Source organism: Rhodobacter sp. TJ_12 (genome assembly GCF_020023995.1).
Lineage (GTDB): Bacteria > Pseudomonadota > Alphaproteobacteria > Rhodobacterales > Rhodobacteraceae > Rhodobacter.
In genome coordinates, this window is the sequence record NZ_NRRD01000012.1 from 52,019 (window position 1) to 69,471 (window position 17,453).

Consider the following 17,453-nt stretch of genomic DNA (forward strand, 5'->3'; position numbering starts at 1 on the left):
GGGCGGGCGTTGGACCGAGAAGGGCCCCCTTGGCGCCTTTTTAATTCTGGCCATCCCCCTTTTTCTTTGCCGCCGCCTCTGTGATAGAAAGGGCAAAGATCACGCCTGCGGGAAAGGGCCGCTTCATGGATTATTCGAAATCGGGCGGTGTGAAGCCGGGCCAAAATGCGCCGCGTCACGCCGAGCATAATGCCAAAGGGTCTGCCAAGAACCCCTTTGGCAAGGGCGCGGACAAGGCCGATCTTTTGGCCCGCATGAAGGCCGCCGCGGCCGCGCGCAAGACCACAGACGACACGATCGGTTGATGTGCGCCTAAGGTCAAAGGACTGTGCACAATTTATCCGCCGCATACCCTTGACCTCGGCGCTTTTGGTGCTTCTTTTAGTCGCAACAGACACGAAAAAAGGATGAAACCAATGGCTTTTGAACTTCCCGATCTTCCCTATGCCCATGATGCTCTGGCCGGTCTTGGCATGTCGGCGGAAACGCTCGAATACCACCACGACCTGCACCACAAGGCCTATGTCGACAATGGCAACAAGCTGATCGCGGGCACCGAATGGGAAGGCAAATCGGTCGAAGAGATCGTCAAAGGCACCTATGTCTCGGGCGCCGTGGCGCAATCGGGCATCTTCAACAACGCCTCGCAGCATTGGAACCACGCCCAGTTTTGGGAAATGATGGGGCCGGGCGGCAAGGTGATGCCGAGCGAGCTGGAAAAGGCGCTGGTCGAAAGCTTCGGCTCGGTTGACAAATTCAAGGAAGAATTCGCCGCCGCCGGTGCCGCGCAATTCGGCTCGGGCTGGGCGTGGCTGGTGAAAGACACCGATGGCGCACTGAAAGTCACCAAAACCGAAAACGGCGTGAACCCGCTGTGCTTTGGCCAAACCGCTTTGCTTGGCTGCGATGTGTGGGAACACAGCTACTACATCGACTTCCGCAACAAGCGCCCGGCGTATCTGTCGAACTTCCTCGACAAGCTGGTGAACTGGGAAAACGTCGCCTCGCGTCTCTGAGGCCTTTGAATACCCTCCGGAAAGACGAAACCGGCCCCAAGCGGGGCCGGTTTTATTTTGTGTAGCGATGTTAACCTTGGCCCGGTTACCGCGCTCAAAGCTTTGCGAACCGGCAGGTGAAGTGGCGCATCAGCTTCGGCTCTTTCACGATCTTATAGCCGCGCAGGCTGTCTTTCGCGGCTGCCACCTCTTCAAAGGCTTCGACGATGTAATCGGCATGGCTTTGCGTATAGGTGCGGCGCGGAAAGGCAAGGCGCACCAAATCCATCGCGGCGGGCTTTTCCGACCCGTCGGGCTGGCGGCCAAACATCGCGGTGCCAATCTCGCACGACCGGATGCCCGCGATTTCATAAAGCGCCACGGCCAAAGCCTGACCGGGGTATTCCAGCGGCGGGATATGGCTCAGCCAGGCGCGCGCATCGATAAAGACCGCATGCCCGCCCGCCGGTTTCACCACCGGAATGCCCATCGCATCGAGCCGTTCCACGATGTATTCGTTCGTGCGGATGCGGTAGCGCAGATAATCTTCTTCGACGATCTCGCTCAGACCCTGCGCCAGTGCATCCAAATCGCGCCCGGCCAGACCGCCATAGGTCGGAAACCCTTCGGTGCGGATCAGATGCCCGCGCGCCTGCTCGGCCAAATCGTCGTCATTCAGCGCCAGCCAGCCGCCGATATTGCCAAACGCGTCTTTCTTGGCCGACATCGTCATGCCATCGGCCACGGCAAAGCAATCGCGCACGATCTCGGGGATGGTGCGCTCTTGCTGGCCTTCTTCGCGCTCTTTGATGAACCACGCGTTTTCGGCAAAACGGCAGCCATCAATCACGAAGGGCTTGCCAAAGCGATGCGCCAGCGCCGCCACGCCGCGAATGTTTTCAAGGCTGACCGGTTGGCCGCCCCCCGCATTATTGGTGATCGTCAGCATCACCACCGGCACGGCATCGCCATGCTCTTGCAGGTAAGCTTCGAGCTTTGCCAGATCCATATTGCCTTTGAACGGGTGCAGGCTTTGCGGGTCTTTGCCCTCGGCAATCACAAGGTCATCGCCCTGCGCGCCCGACGCCTCGATATTGCCGCGCGTGGTGTCGAAATGGGTGTTCGACGGGATGCATTTGCCCGCGCCCCCAAAGATCGAAAACAAGATCGCTTCCGCCGCACGGCCTTGGTGGGTGGGGATCACATGTTTGAACGGCATCAGATTCTTAACCGCCGCCTCAAAGCGGGTAAAACTGGGCGAGCCGGCATAGCTTTCATCGCCGCGCATCACCGCCGCCCATTGATGCGAAGACATGGCCCCCGTGCCGGAATCGGTCAGCAGGTCAATCAGCACATCGTCAGAGGGCAGACCAAACAGGTTATAGCCAACCTCGGCAAGCTTGCGTTCGCGTTCGGGGCGCGAGGTCAGGCGGATCGGCTCAACCGATTTGATGCGGAAAGGTTCGATGATCGTTTTCATCACGGGGCTCCTGAAATCGACCCCGTCAGATTCGTGGCAACCGTCGCACGATGGGGCCGAAGCGCCGCGGTTGCCCGGATATAGCCGGACCGCGCTCAGCGCCCAAAGGGGTTGCGGGGCGGAAAATGCCACCCGGCGCGGCTTTGGTCAAGTCGCGCTTGACGGCGCCGCGCGGGCAAGGTCTTAAGCGTTGGACGCAGGAGAAAAAGATGCAAGAGACCACGAAAGGCTTTTGGGCGATTGTCGCGGCCTGCGTGGTCTGGGGGCTGTCGGGCATCTATTACAAGGCGCTTTCCGAAGTGCCCCCCGCCGAGGTTTTGGCGCATCGCACCTTGTGGTCGGCCCTCTTTTTAGGTGCGGTGGTCGCGGTGCAGGGCCGTGGCGCGGTGCTGTTGGCGGCGCTGCGCGGGCGCAACCTGCACTTTCTGGCGCTTTCCGCCACGGTCATTTCCATCAACTGGTTTGGCTTTATTTGGTCGGTGCAAAACGGCCATGCGGTCGAGGCGAGCCTTGGCTATTACATCTTCCCGCTGGTCGCGGTGGCCTTGGGCATGGCGGTCTTTGGCGAACGGATGGGGCGCGCGCAGGGCTTTGCCGTGGCGCTGGCCGCAGCGGCGGTGGGCTATTTGACATGGGCCTTGGGCGCGGCCCCTTGGATCGCGCTTTTGCTGGCCACGACCTTTGGTCTTTACGGGTTGGTCAAGAAGCGGCTCGATGTAGCCCCGGTCGTGTCGGTTTTGGCCGAGGTGGTGATCTTGGCGCCCTTGGCGATTGCCTGGCTTGCCGCCAAACATTACGGCTGGTTTGGGCAGATGCCCGGCTCGGGCGCCTTTGGCCGCGATCTGGCCCATTCCGCGATGCTGGCCTTTTCGGGGGTAATGACGGGTGGGCCTTTGATGCTGTTTTCCTATGCGGCGCGGCGTGTGCGGATGGCGACGCTGGGGCTGGTGCAATATCTCAACCCGACGCTGCAATTTGTCGTCGCGGTGGCGCTTTTTGCCGAGCCGTTCACCGCCGCCCATGCGGTTGCCTTCCCGCTGATCTGGGGGGCCTTGGCGCTTTATTCCGCCGCCAGCCTGCGCCGCAAAGGGTAAGAGCCGGGGCCGCAGCCCCACACACCCTTTGCAAGACGCGCTTAGCTAAAGGCCGTGTCGAGCGCGGTTTCCAGTTCCGCGACCGTATCGATCACCTGCACCATGTCCAAAAGGCTGGCGCTGGCAAAACCCTCGGTCACCACATGGGCATTCAGCGCGATCAGAGGGTCCCAATAGCCTGCGGTGTTCAACAAAAAGATCGGCTTTTCATGCAGCCCGATCTGGCGCCAGGTCAGCACCTCGTAAAATTCATCCAGACTGCCCGCGCCGCCCGGCATCACCACCACCGCATCGGAATTCATATGCATGACCTTTTTGCGTTCATGCATGTTTTCGGTGACGATAAAGGTGTTCAGATCGCGCTTGCCCACTTCGAGGCGAAACAGATGTTCGGGGATCACGCCAAAGGTTTCAGCCCCCGCTTCTTGCGCGGCGCGCGCGACCTCGCCCATCAGGCCCACATCGCCCGCGCCGTAAACCAGCCGCCAGTTGCGCGCCGCCAGCATCTGCCCGATGGCGCGTGCATCCTCGGCATAGGCGGGCCGGGCACCATGGCGCGAGCCGCAGAAAACGCAGACCGAACGGGCAGGGGGGGCGGCGGGGCTCGAAGCGCTCATCGGTCGGTCCTTCTGGCGGAAATTGGGTTTGGCGGGAGTTGCTTTCGCCCTTGATACCGGGTCAGATGGGCGCACTCAAGCGGCGCGGACCGGCTGGGCAAGGCAAGGATAAACAAGATGGCCGAAGGCGGAAATCGGGGCGCGGTGGTGCTGGGCGGCGGGGCCGCCTTGGCGCTGGCAGTGGCGGGCTATGCGTGGTGGGCGCTGTGGTCAGCGCCGCCCGCCCCCGTGCCGGACGCGGCGCCGAAGCCGGAAGCCCCCGCTGAAGGCATGACGGCACCAGTGCCACAGGGTGAGCCGGCCCCGGTTGCGGTGCCAAAGCCAGCGTCACAGGGGGATCGCCCCGAGGCGGCGCGCCCCGCCGTGACGCCCGAACCCGCCCCGCGCGCGGTTGGCCGAGAAAATTCGGCATCCGAAGGCACCGCCCCGGCGATGACGGGCCCCGACCCCAAGGCACCAGTTGCCGCTGCGCCGGAAACGACCGCCCCAGAGACCACGGCAAAAGAAGCCAAGGCGGCCGAACCCACGGTGTCTGAAACGCCCGCCCCCGAAACAACCGCGCCTGAAACCAAGGCACCGGACAGAAGCGCGCCTGCAACGACCGCGCCCGTCGTGCGCTATGATGCCTTGCGCGTCACCCCCGAGGGGGCGCTGACCTTGGCGGGGCAGGTTGCGCCCGGGGCCACGGTGGACCTGCTGCTGGACGGCGCGGTGATCGCGCAGGTCACGGCCAATGCGCAGGGGGCTTTTGCCGCGCTGGCCGATATTGCGCCCTCTGCCGCGCCGCGCGGGCTGCAATTGCGCGTCACCGGGGCCGATGGCACGGCCCGTTTGGCCAAGGAAAGCTTGACCGTGGCGCCCAGCCCGTTGGCGCTGGCGCAAGCCGCCACCGCGCAAGGGGCGGCCCCGGAAACCGTGGCCGATGCGGTCGAGGCGGCGCAGGTGCTGGCCGAAAAGCCCTTGGTGATGGAGGCGGGCACCGGCGCGGCACGGGTTTTGGCCGGGCAGGCGGGCAGGCTGGTAATCGATACGCTTGCCTTTGCGCCCGATGGCACAATCACGCTGTCGGGGCGCGGCGCGCCCAAAGGGGCGCTTTTGCGTGCCTATCTCGATACGGCCGAGGCCGGGCTGATACAGGCGGGCGATCATGGCGATTGGTCGATGCGGCTGCCCGCCGTGGGGCCGGGCCACCATCTGTTGCGGGTCGATGCGCTGGATGCGGCGGGCAAGGTGCTGGCGCGCGCCGAACAGGGGTTTGAAGGCGTGGCCGCGCCGGATTTGCAGGCCGCCGCGCGTGCCGCCGCCGAAGCGGAACGTGCCAAGCAGGACACCGCCGCGCCGCAGGGGCCGAACCAACCCGCCCCCGCGGCGGAAACGGTCGCGCCCGATGTTGCAGCGCAGGCGGCGCCGGGGGGGGCGGCCCCCCCGAACGCGGGGACCGTGCCGCGCACCCGTGCGGTCACGATTGCACCGGGCAACACGCTTTGGGCAATTGCCCGCGAGACTTACGGTGACCCCTTCCTTTATGTGCGCATCTTTGAGGCGAACCGCGATCAGATCCGCGACCCGGACCGCATTTACCCCGGTCAGGTCTTTGCCCTGCCGCGCTAACCGCGCCTTGCGGCACGCGCGACGCGGCACCCGGCAAACAGCGTGCCGGGGCTGCGCGCGCCTACTTGGCACTGGACAATCCCGCCACGGCTTTTAGGTTGCCCGGCAAAGGGGCCGCATGCCCCGACTCCCTTAAAGCTGTTTCGGAAGGAGGGGCAGATGCCGCCCTCTCAAATCACGCAGGCTGGCAAGATGGACAAATCCGAGCGCGCGCGCGGTTGGCGCACGATCCGCTCTGTCGCGCCCTATCTGTGGCCCGCCGAACATGACTGGGTGAAAAAGCGCGTTCTGATTGCAATGGGCTTTTTGATCTTGGCCAAGCTGGTCGCGGTGGGCACGCCGTTTCTTTACAAGGCTGCCGTCGATGTGCTGGCGGGCGAGGCCACTAGTGACGCGTGGCTGCTGCCGCTGGGCGCGATTGCGCTGACGGTTGCCTATGGCGTGGCGCGGCTGATGTCGGTCGGTTTTGGCGAATTGCGCGATGCGGTCTTTGTGCGCGTGGCGCAGCGTGCGTTGCGGCAATTGGCGCTCGAAACCTTTCAGCACATCCATGCGCTGTCGCTGCGCTACCACATCACCCGCAAAACCGGGGGGCTGTCGCGCATTGTCGAACGCGGGGTGAAGGGCGTCGATTTTCTGTTGCGCTTCATGCTGTTTTCCGTCGGGCCCCTGATTTTGGAACTGACGCTGGTTACGCTGATCTTCGCCTTCTTGTTTGATTGGCGCTATGCGCTGGTCGTGGTCGGCACGATCTGGACCTATGTCACCTACACGTTCCGGATCACCGAATGGCGCGTGGCGATCCGCAAAAAGATGAACGAGGCTGATAGCGACGCCAACCAAAAGGCGATCGACAGCCTGTTGAACTTTGAAACGGTGAAGTATTTCGGGGCCGAAAAGCGCGAGGCCGCGCGCTATGACGCCTCGATGCACCATTACGAACAGGCGGCGGTGAAAACCGGCCAAAGCCTTGCCGCGCTCAACGCGGGTCAAGCGCTGATCATCACCACGGGCCTTGTGGCGGTGATGGTGATGGCGGGGCTGGAGGTGCAGGCGGGCACGCTCACCGTGGGCGATTTCGTCATGGTGCAGGCCTATATGATCCAGATCACCATGCCGCTTGGGTTCTTGGGCACGGTGTATCGTGAAATTCGCCAAGCTCTGGTGGATATGGGCGAGATGTTCGATCTGCTACATCAACCCGCCGAAATTCAAGACGCGCCGGATGCGAAGCCGCTTCAGGTGACAGGCGGGGAAATCCGTTTCGACAATGTTGATTTCGCCTATTACCCGGATCGTCCGATCCTCAAAGGGGTGACGCTGCCGGTCGGCGCGGGGCAAAAGGTGGCGCTGGTTGGCCCCTCGGGCTCGGGCAAATCCACCATCGGGCGGCTGATGTTTCGCTTTTATGAGGTGACGGGCGGGGCGATCACGATTGACGGGCAGGATCTGCGCGCGGTCACCCAAGAAAGCCTGCATGAGGCGATTGGCGTGGTGCCGCAAGACACGGTGCTGTTCAACGATACGATCCGCTACAACATCGCCTATGGGAAGGCCGAGGCCACGCAAGACGAGATCGAGGCCGCCGCGAAAAAGGCCAAGATCCATGATTTTGTGATGAGCCTGCCCGAGGGCTATGACACCCAAGTGGGCGAGCGCGGCTTGAAGCTGTCGGGCGGGGAAAAGCAGCGCGTGGGCATTGCGCGGACGCTGCTCAAAGACCCGCCGATCTTGCTTCTGGACGAGGCGACCTCGGCGCTGGATACCCAGACCGAACGCGACATCCAAGAAAGCCTTGATGCGATGGAGCGGGGCCGCACGGTGATTGTGATTGCGCACCGGCTTTCCACCATTGTCGATGCCGACCGGATTGTGGTGCTGGAAAAAGGCGTGATCGTCGAAGAGGGCACGCATGAAGAGCTGCTTTCGCGCGGCGGGCGCTATGCGGGCATGTGGGCGGTGCAAAAGGCCGAAGAAGAGGCCGAGGCGGAAGCCGCCGAATAATATCCGGGCGCGTTTGGCCCAAATGATGCGGCGCGCCAAAAGGCGCGCCGTTGTCGTTTCAGGGGGCCTCGCGCGGGGGCTTCGCGGCGGGACTTAGCCCAGCACCGCTTTCACCGCTTTTACCGTGGCGTCCACCACCACATCGGCATCCTGTTGGGTCAGGCAGAAGGGCGGCGCAAAGCCCAAGATATCGCCTTGCGGCATCGCCCGCCCGATCACCCCATTGGACAAAAGCGCCCCGGCGAGGCCATAGCCGATCTTGTCACTGGGGTCGAAGAAGGTGCGGCTGTCGCGGTCTTTGACGAATTCCACCGCGCATAGCATCCCCTCGCCGCGAATGTCGCCGACATGGGGGTGATCGCCCAAGGCCGCCTGCATCGCGGATTTGAAATAGGCCCCGACCGTGCCCGCATTCTGGATCAGCGCCAGTTCATCAAGCAGTTTCAGGTTCGCCACACCGGCCGCCGCGCCAATCGGATGGGCGGAATAGGTCCAGCCATGCCCGATCGGGCCGTTTTCATCGGTGCCCTGTTCCAGCACCTTCCACATCTTGTCCGACACGATAGAGCCCGAAAGCGGGGCATAGGCCGAGGTCAGCCCCTTGGCGATGGTGATCAGATCGGGCTTCATCCCGTAGTGTTCAGAGCCGAACATCGTGCCCAGACGGCCAAAGCCGGTCACCACCTCATCGGCGATCAGCAAGATATCGTGCTTGTCGAGAACCTTCTGGATCGCCGCCCAATAGCCCGCAGGCGGCGGCACCAGCCCGCCGGTGCCCAGAACCGGCTCGCCGATAAAGGCGGCGATCGTGTCGGCGCCTTCGCGTTCGATCAGCTCTTCGAGCTTGGCGACGCAATGGTCGACAAATGCTTCTTCGGACATGTCCAGATCGGGCCGGCGGAAATAATAGGGCGCTTCGGTATGCACCACCTGCGCCAGCGGCAGGTCGAACTTCTTGTGAAACAGTTCCAGCCCGGTCAGCGAGCCCGTCATCAACCCCGAGCCGTGATAGCCGCGCCAGCGCGAGATGATCTTCTTCTTCTCGGGGCGGCCCAGAATATTGTTGTAATACCAGATCAGCTTGATGTTGGTTTCATTCGCATCAGACCCCGACAGGCCGAAATAGACCTTGGACATGTGATCGGGCGCGCGGTCCAGCACCATTTTGGCCAAGGTGATCGCAGCCTCGCTGCCATGCCCGACATAGGCATGGTAATAGGCCAATTCGCGTGCCTGTTCGGCAATCGCATCGGCAATTTCATGGCGCCCATAGCCCACGTTCACACAGTAAAGCCCGGCAAAAGCATCCAGCAATTCGGTGCCGTCCCGGTCCACGATATGCACCCGATGCGCGGTCTTGATCACCCGGCCGGGCGCCTCGCCCCGGGCATGCTGGGCCAGATGGGTGGAGGGGTGAAAGAAATTTTCGCGGTCCCATTGCGAAAGCTGGTCATTGGTCAGCATCATCTTTTCCTTTGCGGCTTATGTCGGATTTTCGTTTGTATCGGTTCGGGCGGGCCTTAGGCCCAGTCACGGCAGATGTATTTCACCTCCATGAATTCCTGCATGCCCATCCGGGCGCCCTCGCGGCCAAGGCCCGATTGCTTGACCCCGCCAAAGGGGATCGGCGCGCCGGTGACCTTGGTACGGTTCACCGCGACCATCCCATATTGCAGCGCGCGCGACAGCCGGTAGATGCGGCGCGGATCTTGCGAATGGACATAGGCGACAAGGCCGTACTCAGAGGCATTCGCGCGCGCCACGACCTCGTCTTCGGTGTCAAAGGGGGTCAGCGGCGCGACCGGGCCAAAAGTTTCTTCGTGCATGATTTGCGCGCTATCGGGCACATCGGTCAGCACCGTGGGCTGGTAAAAGAGCGGCCCCAGCGGCGACACGGCGCCGCCACAGGCCAGCGTCGCCCCCTTGTGCAGCGCGTCGGCCACATGGGCCTCTTGCTTGGCGATGGCGGCCGCATTCATCAGCGGACCGATATCGGGGTCTTTCATCCCCGCGCCCAGCGTCAGCGCCTGTGTGGCGGCGATGAATTTCTCGCAAAAGGCACTGTAGACCGGGCGTTCAATGTAAATCCGGTTCGCGCCCAGACAATCTTGCCCGGAGGTGGCAAATTTCGCCTTCATCGTTTCCGCCACGGCGCGGTCCAGATCGGCGCCCTTGAAGACGATCACCGGCGCATGGCCGCCCAGTTCCAGCACCAGCTTTTTCACCGTGCCCGCGCATTGGCCGTAAAGCAGCCGCCCGATTTCGGTTGAGCCGGTGAAAGACAGTGCGCGCACCCGGGCATCTTCGGTCCAGGGTTTGACAATGGTGGGCGCATGGCCCGTTACCACATTGAACACCCCCGCCGGCAGGCCCGCGCGTTCAGCCAATTCCGCCAAGGCCAGCGCCGAATAGGGCGTTTCCTGTGCCGGATGGGCCACCACCGTGCAGCCCGCCGCCAAAGCCGCCGCTGCCTTGCGTGTCAGCATTGCGGCGGGGAAATTCCATGGCGTGATCAGCGCGACCACCCCCATTGGCTCATACCACAATTCCATTTCCGCATCCGGCAGATGCGAGGTGACGCCCTCGATATTGGGGCGTTTCGCCTCTTCGGCATAAAAATCCAGAAACGAGGCGGCATAATCGATTTCCCCGCGCGCCTCAGACAGCGGCTTGCCCTGTTCCAGCACCATGATCCGGGCCAGATCTTCTTTCGCCTCCATCACCAGCGTGCACCAGCGGCGCAACAGCGCAGCGCGGTCTTGCGGCAACAGCGCCGCCCAAGAGGGAAAGGCCGCCTGCGCCGCGGTCACGCTGTTTTGCGCCTGTGCGGCGCTTAGCGCGGCGACATCGCCCAGATGCGCGCCGGTTGCCGGATCGGTGACGGCGAAGCTTTCGCCATTTTCCCCAGAGGTCCATCGGCCGTTGATATAGGCAAAGCCGCGCAACAGGCGCTTGTCCTCGATCTCGGGGCGGGCAGAGATGGCAGTATCAAGCATGACGGGCCTCCTTTCCCCATCAGGATGCCAAGCCTGCGCAGAAAGAGAGACCAAAGGAGCGGGGCAGGGCGGCAAAGCGGACCATAATTTCCGCCTGCGCAGTCCGATCGGACTAGTCGATCATCTCCGCAAACAGGCCCAGCGGCGGCGGGCCGCCGCCCTTGACCTGCTTCGTCACGATATAGGTGAAATACCGCGCGATCCCGATCCGCGCATCCAAAAGCGTGTCGATCAGCCGTTGATAGGCGTCGATATCGCGGGTGACGATCTGCAACAGATAGTCGAAGCCGCCCCCCAAGGCCCAGCAGCCGGTGATTTCGTCATGCGCCTGCAGCGAGGCTTCGAAGGTGCGAAACGAGGCTTGCGTGTGATCGGCCAGTTCCGCCGCCACGAACACGGTGACCGAGGGGCCCAGCTTGCGCAGGTTGATCTCGGCGCGATAGCCCTCGATCAGCCCGGCGGCTTCCAGCTTTTTCAGCCGCTCCCAAGCCGGGGTGGGCGACAGGCCGATTTTCTCGGCCAAGGCGGATTTGGAAATCCGCCCCTCTTGCGCCAAAACGCGCAAAATATCGAAATCGCGGGCATCGAGTTTGATCATCCCCTAGGCTTACGCGGAAATGACCGTGCCTGCATCCCCCGATTGGGCCAGCTTTTGCGCCACATGGCAGGCGATCGCGGTGTCTTGCACGCCGGTCCCGGTCAGATCGCAGATCGTGATCTGGGCGGGCTCGTGCCGCCCCGGCAGCTGTCCGGCGATGATCTGGCCCAATTCGGGCGGCGTGTCTGCCATCAGCCCCAGCGCATGCGCGCCGCGTAATTCGCCCATAAGCGCGCATTGGCTGACCCGGTCGCAAACATAAAGCCCGGCGGCCTGAAGCGCGTGTGGGGTGATTTCGGTTTTGCCCGCCTGATCGGCGCCCATGGCGGTGATATGCAGCCTCGGATGCAGCATCTCTGCGGTGATCAATGGCGTCGTGGCGGGGGTGGTGGTCACGACCAACTGGCTTTGCGCCATCAGCGTGGCAATATCCGGCGCCACGGTGACATCGGCCCCGGTCGCTGCGGCAATGTCTTTTGCGCAGGCCGCGGCTTTTTGCGCATCGCGCCCCCAGACCAACGCGCGTTGAAACGGGCGCACCAGATGCGCCGCTTGCAGTTGCAGCCGCGCCTGCACCCCGGTGCCGATCACCCCCGCCGTTTCGACCGTGGCCGGGGCCAGATGGCGCGCCGCGACCGCGCCCGCCGCAGCGGTGCGCAGATCGGTCAGATAGCCATTGTCCAAGAACACCGCCTGCACCAGCCCGGTTTGCGCCGAGAGCAAGATCATCAACCCATTCAGCGAGGGCAGCCCGATCTTGGGATTGTCGAAAAAACCGGGCGAAACCTTTAGCGCGAAGCCCGCGAACCCCGGCACATAGGCGGTTTTCACATCCACCTCGCCGTGATGGGCTTCTATCGCCATCGACAAGACCGGCGGCATCACCACGCCGCCCTCGGCCAGCGCGCGAAAGCCGGCCTCGATCACATCGACGGTGTCAGGGTCCAGCGCGATCAGGCGGCGCAACTCGGCCTCTGTCAGGATGCGGATATCAGCCATAGCGCTGCCCTTTCACGGTGATCTCGCCCAAGGCGATGTCTTGGCCCGAAATCACCTTGGTGAATTGCGCCATATCCATATTGCGCCCGGTGATGACGGTGCCCATCTGCGCGCTGGGCGCGACCTTGCCCGCCATAAGCGCCGCGATCCCCACGACCGAGGCGCCCTCGGCAATCAGCCGGTCTTCGTGATAAAGGGCCTGCATCGCGGCATAAATTTCGGCCTCGGTGACCAGAACCACCGCATCCAGCAAATCGCGGCACAGCGGAAAGGACAGCCGGTTTTGCAGCCCGATGCCGCCGCCCAGACTATCGGCAAGGCTTTCCACTTCGGTCACCTCGACCGGGTGGCCCGCCTGCAAAGAGGCCTGCATCGCCGCGCCGCGATCCATGCTGACACCAATCAGCCGAATGTTGGGGGAAATCGCGCGCGCGGCCACCGCCATGCCCGCCGCCAACCCGCCGCCCGAAAGCGGGATCAACAGCGTGTCCAGAGCGGGCCGCGCGGCCAGCATTTCCAGCGCGATGGTGCCTTGCCCGGCGATCACCTGCGGATCGTCGAAGGGCGAAATTTCCACCAAGCCCTCGGTCGCGGCAAGGGCCTGCGCGGCGCGCTGCGCCGCATCTTGCGAGCGGCCCGCGATCCGCACCTCGGCCCCAAGCGCGCGAATGCCATCGACTTTCGCCTGCGGCACAAGCTCCGACATGCAGATCACCGCCCGCAGCCCGCGCGCGGCTGCCGCATAGGCGACCCCGCGCCCGTGATTGCCGGTGGAACAACAAACGACGCCGGGCGTGGTTTTGGGCAGAGTGGCAAGCGCACTCATCGCCCCGCGCAGCTTGAAGGCGCCGATTGGCTGGCAGGTTTCCAGCTTGAGCCACAGCGCCCCGCCCAGGCGAGGCGCCAGCGCCGAGGGGATCAGCGGCGTCGCATCGGCCTGCCCGCGCAGCACCTGTGCCGCCGCGAAAATATCGGTCAGCGCGACACTCATCTGCGCGCCTTGCACGGCGCGGTGATGAAGTTCGCAGCAGCGCGGGGGGGCAGATCGGCTTGCACGGGGCCTCCGGTTGATTTCGGTTGACGTTGTGCGCGCGACGCCCAACTGATGTATACAACACCAAGTGACTCACTTCGGTGTCAAGGCGGTCACCGAAATTAACTCCCCCTTTAAAGGCGTTATTGGACAGTGTTCCGCTGGTAGCAGCGCAGGTTGTGCACAAGACGCGAGAGAGACCATGCCGATCGAAAACGCCCCCTTCACCCATGCCGAATATGATCGGCGCATTCGTTTGACCCGTGACGCGATGGCCGAGGCCGGGATCGATGTGCTGTTTGTCACCAATCCGTCGAACCAGAATTGGCTGACCGGCTATGACGGCTGGTCCTTTTACGTGCACCAAGGCGTGATCTTGACGATGGAGGGCGATCCGATCTGGTGGGGGCGGATGCAAGACGCCAATGGCGCCAAGCGCACCGTTTGGATGGAGCATGAGCAGATCATCTATTACGCGGATCGCTACATTCAGGCCCCCGATATTCACCCGATGGAGGATCTGGCCTCGCATCTGCGCATCATGGGCTATGGGCACAAGCGCATCGGCGTCGAGATGGAAACCTATTATTTCACCGCGCGCGCCTATGCGAAGCTGGCCGAGGGGCTGCCCGAGGCGGAACTGGTCGATGCCAGCACGCTGGTGAACTGGAACCGGTTGATTAAATCTTCGGAAGAATTGGCCTTCATGCGTCGCGCGGCGCGAATTTCCGAATTGGTGATCGAACGCGCGATGGAATTGGCCGAGCCGGGGATGCGCAAGCACGATCTGGTGGGGGAATTGTTCAAGACCTCGGTGCAGGGCGAAGATGACAGTTGGGGCGATTACCCGGCCATCGTGCCGCTGTTGCCCTCGGGCGAAGATGCCTCTGCGCCGCATCTGACATGGAATGGCGAGGCGCTGAAAAAGGGCGAGGCGACCTTTGTCGAACAATCGGGCTGTTATCGGCGCTATCACGCGCCGCTGTGCCGCACGATCTTTTTGGGCAAACCGCCGGGCTTCATGATCGACGCCGCCGAGGCGCTGACCGAGGGGCTGAATGCCGGGATCGAGGTGGCGCGGCCCGGCAACCGGGCTTGCGATATTGCCCGCGCGTTGGATGCTGAAATGCTCAAGGTCGGGATCGAGCGGCAAAACCGCTGCGGCTATGCGGTGGGGCTGTCCTATCCGCCCGATTGGGGCGAACATACCGTATCGCTGCGCGCCTTCGATGAAACGGTGCTGGAACCGGGCATGACCTTCCATTTCATGCCGGGGCTGTGGATGGATGGCTGGGGCATGGAAACGACCGAGACGATCTTGATCCGCGAAGATGGCCCGGCCGAACCGCTGTGCAATGTGCCGCGCAAGCTGTTCGTGAAAGACTGATCCATGTCCGATCTGGCGCAGTGCCGCGATGTGCTGGGCGATCTGATCGCCTTTCCGACGATTTCGGCCTACAGCAACCTGTCGGCCATCGCCTATATCGCAGAGCGGCTTGAAACGGCCGGGGCGCGGGTCGAGGTGATGACTGATCCGGGCGGGCAAAAGGCCAATCTTTTCGCGACATTGGGGCCCGAACGCGCGGGCGGGCTGGTGTTGTCGGGCCATACCGATGTGGTGCCGGTGGCCGATCAACCCTGGAGCAGCGACCCGTTCACCATGGTCGAACGCGACGGGCGGCTTTACGGACGTGGCAGTTGCGACATGAAAGGTTTCATCGCCACCTGTCTGGTCAAACTCGACGGGCTCAAGGCTGCGGCGCGCCATCGCCCGATCCATTTCGCCTTCACCCATGACGAAGAGGTGGGCTGTCTGGGCGCGCGCGCTTTGGTCGAGGTGCTGCGCGATCGCGCGTGCCGCCCCGCCATGGCGCTGATTGGAGAGCCCACGCAGATGCAGGTGATCGAAGGGCACAAGGGCTGCTGCGAATATACCGTGACCTTCACCGGGGCCGAGGGGCATGGATCGGCCCCCGAAAAGGGCGTGAATGCGGTGGAATATGCCGCGCGCTACATCGGGCGGCTTTTGGAATTGCGTCAGGCGCTGATCGCGCGCTGCCCCGCAGGGTCGCGCTTCGATCCGCCCTATACCACGCTCAATATCGGGGGGCTGACCGGCGGGCATGCGCATAACGTGATCGCGGGCAAGGCGGTGCTGGAATGGGAAATGCGCCCCGTGGTCGCCGAAGATCTGGCCTTCGTCAAAGACGAGATCGCCGCCTATGTGGGCGATGTGCTTTTGCCCGAGATGCGGCAGGTGGCGGCGCAGGCCGATATCTCGACCGAGGTGATCGGCGAAGTGGCGGGGCTGGAGCCGATGGCGGAAAATGCCGCGCGTGATCTGGTGTTTCGGCTGACCGGGGCCAATCGCGCCGATCTGGTGCCCTTTGGCACCGAAGCGGGGCTGTTTCAGGGGATCGGCATGCAGGCGGTGATTTGCGGCCCCGGCTCGATCGAGATGGCGCATAAGCCCGATGAATATATCGAGCTGGACCAGTTGCGCCAGTCGATGGCGATGCTGGACCGGCTGGGAGAGATTTACGGTGCCCGCAACGCTGAGTGATCCCCCCGCCGAGGCGGTGCCGGCTGCGCGCCAGCGGCTTGCGCGGTTGCATGACACGCTGCGCAGCCGAATTTGCCTGTTGGATTATCCGCCCGGCCTGAAGCTGTCGGAAACCGCGCTCGCCGCCGAATTCGGGGTGTCGCGCACGCCGTTGCGCCGGGTGCTTGCGCGGCTGGAGGATGAGGGGCTGGTGCGCGCGGTCCAAGGCGTTGGCACGCTGGTGACCGATCTTGATCTGGCGGAACTGGCGCAGGTTTACCGGCTGCGCAAGGACTTGGCGCTGTTGCAGGTCGCCCTTGATCCGGTCGCGCCGACATCCGAGTTGGTCGCCCGCGTCACGGCCTTGGGCCTGCGCGCGCAGGCGCTGAAATCCGCCCCCTCTGCACGCGAATTCATGTTGCTTGATCGCGATATGTTTTTAACGCTTCTGGACACCACCGCGAATGCACCGCTGCAGCAAATGTCGGAACGGCTTTATTTCCGCACCGCGCGGATCTGGCTGCAACAGGTCACCGCCTCGCGCATCGATCTGATGCAGGAAATCGAAATTTATGTCCGCGAGGTGGCCGATATTTTGGCGGCGCTACGGCTGGGCGATCTGGATGCGGTCGGGCATCTGCGGCGCGGGCATATTTCGCTCAGCTTCGCGCGGCTGGAAAAATGATCCGGCCCGGATGATGGTCGGATGTTCGATGGGGCAGGGGCCGTCTGGCGCCGCCCAAATCGACCCGCGTCAAAGCCCACCGCCGCCCTTGGCAATGGCGTGCCCTTGCGTATAGATAGGGCAAAGATCAGGGAGCCTTAAGCGTGCACGACAGCGACAGTTTCATCGACGAAGTCACCGAAGAAGTGCGGCGCGACCGGCTGTGGGGGCTGTTTCGCAAATATGGCTGGATCGGCGTTGTCGCGATCTTGGCGCTGGTCGGCGGCTCGGCCTATGTCGAATGGCAAAAGGCCTCTGCCAAGGCCGAGGCCGAAGCCTTTGGCGATGCCGTTTTGGCCGCGCTGCAGACCGAAAACCCCGCCGAAGCGCTGCAAGCGATCCCCGCCGCAGGCCCGCAAGAGGCTTTGGTGAAGCTGCTGACCGCCGCGCAGGCCGCCGAAGATGGCAAGCGCGCGGCTGCGCTGGCCGATCTGCGCGCCGTGGGGGCGGATGCCAGCCTGCCCGACAGCCTGCGCCAATTGGCCCGGCTCAAGGCGGTTTTGGTTGCGGGCGATCTGATGAGCCCCGAGGAACGCACCGCCGAGTTGGATGAATTGGCCAATCCGGGCGCGCCGTTCCGGCTTTTGGCGATGGAGCAACAGGCTTTGGCGGCGGTTGCGGCGGGCGATACGGCGGCGGCCATTGCCAAGGCGCGCGAAATCCTTGCGGCCGAGGGCGCCACCTCGGGCTTGCAACAGCGCGCGACAGAGTTGATTGTGGCGCTGGGCGGTGACCCGGCGGCGGCCTGAGCCGATGCGCC

The 17,453-nt window shown here is 63.5% G+C and carries 16 protein-coding genes; 9 read left to right on the forward strand and 7 right to left on the reverse strand.

The features are described from left to right. The first annotated feature begins 125 nt into the window (after positions 1 to 125). Both CKO11_RS10280 and CKO11_RS10285 read left to right on the forward strand, forming a co-directional pair. Positions 126 to 305 carry a hypothetical protein gene (locus CKO11_RS10280; protein ID WP_223637836.1) on the forward strand — a complete coding sequence of 60 codons (180 nt, stop codon included), beginning with the start codon at positions 126 to 128 and terminating at the stop codon, positions 303 to 305. A 111-nt stretch (positions 306 to 416) separates the two neighbouring features. Next, positions 417 to 1,016: a superoxide dismutase gene (locus tag CKO11_RS10285; RefSeq protein ID WP_223637838.1), complete on the forward strand. Its 600-nt coding sequence runs from the start codon at positions 417 to 419 to the stop codon at positions 1,014 to 1,016. A 94-nt stretch (positions 1,017 to 1,110) separates the two neighbouring features. On the opposite strand, the gene CKO11_RS10290 is transcribed toward CKO11_RS10285, so the two are convergent. Further along, complete coding sequence (locus tag CKO11_RS10290; protein ID WP_223637840.1) at positions 1,111 to 2,475, reverse strand: tryptophanase; 1,365 nt, start codon at positions 2,473 to 2,475, stop codon at positions 1,111 to 1,113. Between the two features lie 209 nt (positions 2,476 to 2,684). Between CKO11_RS10290 and rarD the strand changes: the two genes are divergently transcribed. Next, positions 2,685 to 3,569 (forward strand): EamA family transporter RarD, encoded by an 885-nt coding sequence (rarD, locus tag CKO11_RS10295; RefSeq protein ID WP_223637841.1) that lies wholly within the window; start codon positions 2,685 to 2,687, stop codon positions 3,567 to 3,569. 41 nt (positions 3,570 to 3,610) lie between these two features. Here the strand turns inward: rarD and CKO11_RS10300 are convergent, their stop codons facing one another. Further along, positions 3,611 to 4,186, reverse strand: coding sequence for a TIGR00730 family Rossman fold protein (locus CKO11_RS10300; RefSeq protein ID WP_223637843.1), 576 nt, complete (start codon positions 4,184 to 4,186; stop codon positions 3,611 to 3,613). A gap of 117 nt (positions 4,187 to 4,303) precedes the next feature. Between CKO11_RS10300 and CKO11_RS10305 the strand changes: the two genes are divergently transcribed. Both CKO11_RS10305 and CKO11_RS10310 read left to right on the forward strand, forming a co-directional pair. Continuing rightward, the gene (locus CKO11_RS10305; protein ID WP_223637844.1) at positions 4,304 to 5,797 is read left to right on the forward strand and encodes a LysM peptidoglycan-binding domain-containing protein; all 1,494 of its coding nucleotides are present in this window, start codon (positions 4,304 to 4,306) and stop codon (positions 5,795 to 5,797) included. A 159-nt stretch (positions 5,798 to 5,956) separates the two neighbouring features. After that, positions 5,957 to 7,801, forward strand: a complete 1,845-nt coding sequence (locus tag CKO11_RS10310; protein ID WP_223637846.1) for an ABCB family ABC transporter ATP-binding protein/permease — start codon at positions 5,957 to 5,959, stop codon at positions 7,799 to 7,801. A 93-nt stretch (positions 7,802 to 7,894) separates the two neighbouring features. Here the strand turns inward: CKO11_RS10310 and CKO11_RS10315 are convergent, their stop codons facing one another. From CKO11_RS10315 to eutB, 5 genes are all read right to left on the reverse strand, one after another. Beyond that, positions 7,895 to 9,265, reverse strand: coding sequence for an aspartate aminotransferase family protein (locus CKO11_RS10315; RefSeq protein WP_223637848.1), 1,371 nt, complete (start codon positions 9,263 to 9,265; stop codon positions 7,895 to 7,897). A gap of 56 nt (positions 9,266 to 9,321) precedes the next feature. After that, a complete protein-coding gene (locus CKO11_RS10320; protein ID WP_223637851.1) occupies positions 9,322 to 10,797 on the reverse strand; it encodes an NAD-dependent succinate-semialdehyde dehydrogenase in 1,476 nt (491 codons plus the stop codon). Between the two features lie 112 nt (positions 10,798 to 10,909). Further along, positions 10,910 to 11,392 carry an Lrp/AsnC family transcriptional regulator gene (locus tag CKO11_RS10325; protein ID WP_223637929.1) on the reverse strand — a complete coding sequence of 161 codons (483 nt, stop codon included), beginning with the start codon at positions 11,390 to 11,392 and terminating at the stop codon, positions 10,910 to 10,912. A gap of 12 nt (positions 11,393 to 11,404) precedes the next feature. Then, entirely contained in the window at positions 11,405 to 12,394 is a 990-nt protein-coding gene (locus CKO11_RS10330; RefSeq protein WP_223637854.1) for a cyclodeaminase, read from the reverse strand. Then, positions 12,387 to 13,385, reverse strand: a complete 999-nt coding sequence (eutB, locus tag CKO11_RS10335) for a hydroxyectoine utilization dehydratase EutB (RefSeq protein ID WP_223637857.1) — start codon at positions 13,383 to 13,385, stop codon at positions 12,387 to 12,389. Before eutB ends, CKO11_RS10330 begins: the two co-directional genes overlap by 8 nt. Before the next feature lie 244 nt (positions 13,386 to 13,629). Between eutB and CKO11_RS10340 the strand changes: the two genes are divergently transcribed. The 4 genes from CKO11_RS10340 (at position 13,630) to CKO11_RS10355 (ending at position 17,442) form a co-directional block, all read left to right on the forward strand. After that, positions 13,630 to 14,814 carry a M24 family metallopeptidase gene (locus CKO11_RS10340; RefSeq protein WP_223637859.1) on the forward strand — a complete coding sequence of 395 codons (1,185 nt, stop codon included), beginning with the start codon at positions 13,630 to 13,632 and terminating at the stop codon, positions 14,812 to 14,814. Positions 14,815 to 14,817: 3 nt separating this feature from the next. Further along, the gene (argE, locus tag CKO11_RS10345; RefSeq protein ID WP_223637861.1) at positions 14,818 to 15,990 is read left to right on the forward strand and encodes an acetylornithine deacetylase; all 1,173 of its coding nucleotides are present in this window, start codon (positions 14,818 to 14,820) and stop codon (positions 15,988 to 15,990) included. Continuing rightward, positions 15,971 to 16,654, forward strand: a complete 684-nt coding sequence (locus CKO11_RS10350) for a GntR family transcriptional regulator (RefSeq protein ID WP_223637863.1) — start codon at positions 15,971 to 15,973, stop codon at positions 16,652 to 16,654. The genes argE and CKO11_RS10350 overlap by 20 nt, the downstream gene beginning before the upstream one ends. A 143-nt stretch (positions 16,655 to 16,797) precedes the next feature. Next, entirely contained in the window at positions 16,798 to 17,442 is a 645-nt protein-coding gene (locus tag CKO11_RS10355) for a hypothetical protein (protein ID WP_223637865.1), read from the forward strand. The last annotated feature ends 11 nt before the right edge of the window (positions 17,443 to 17,453 follow it).

Bases quoted from the DNA above. Each gene is read 5' to 3' on its own strand.
- CKO11_RS10280 (WP_223637836.1), top strand. From the start codon at position 126: ATGGATTATTCGAAATCGGGCGGTGTGAAGCCGGGCCAAAATGCGCCG.
- CKO11_RS10285 (WP_223637838.1), top strand. From the start codon at position 417: ATGGCTTTTGAACTTCCCGATCTTCCCTATGCCCATGATGCTCTGGCC.
- CKO11_RS10290 (WP_223637840.1), bottom strand. From the start codon at position 2,475: ATGAAAACGATCATCGAACCTTTCCGCATCAAATCGGTTGAGCCGATC.
- rarD (WP_223637841.1), top strand. From the start codon at position 2,685: ATGCAAGAGACCACGAAAGGCTTTTGGGCGATTGTCGCGGCCTGCGTG.
- CKO11_RS10300 (WP_223637843.1), bottom strand. From the start codon at position 4,186: ATGAGCGCTTCGAGCCCCGCCGCCCCCCCTGCCCGTTCGGTCTGCGTT.
- CKO11_RS10305 (WP_223637844.1), top strand. From the start codon at position 4,304: ATGGCCGAAGGCGGAAATCGGGGCGCGGTGGTGCTGGGCGGCGGGGCC.
- CKO11_RS10310 (WP_223637846.1), top strand. From the start codon at position 5,957: ATGCCGCCCTCTCAAATCACGCAGGCTGGCAAGATGGACAAATCCGAG.
- CKO11_RS10315 (WP_223637848.1), bottom strand. From the start codon at position 9,265: ATGCTGACCAATGACCAGCTTTCGCAATGGGACCGCGAAAATTTCTTT.
- CKO11_RS10320 (WP_223637851.1), bottom strand. From the start codon at position 10,797: ATGCTTGATACTGCCATCTCTGCCCGCCCCGAGATCGAGGACAAGCGC.
- CKO11_RS10330 (WP_223637854.1), bottom strand. From the start codon at position 12,394: ATGGCTGATATCCGCATCCTGACAGAGGCCGAGTTGCGCCGCCTGATC.
- eutB (WP_223637857.1), bottom strand. From the start codon at position 13,385: ATGAGTGTCGCGCTGACCGATATTTTCGCGGCGGCACAGGTGCTGCGC.
- CKO11_RS10340 (WP_223637859.1), top strand. From the start codon at position 13,630: ATGCCGATCGAAAACGCCCCCTTCACCCATGCCGAATATGATCGGCGC.
- argE (WP_223637861.1), top strand. From the start codon at position 14,818: ATGTCCGATCTGGCGCAGTGCCGCGATGTGCTGGGCGATCTGATCGCC.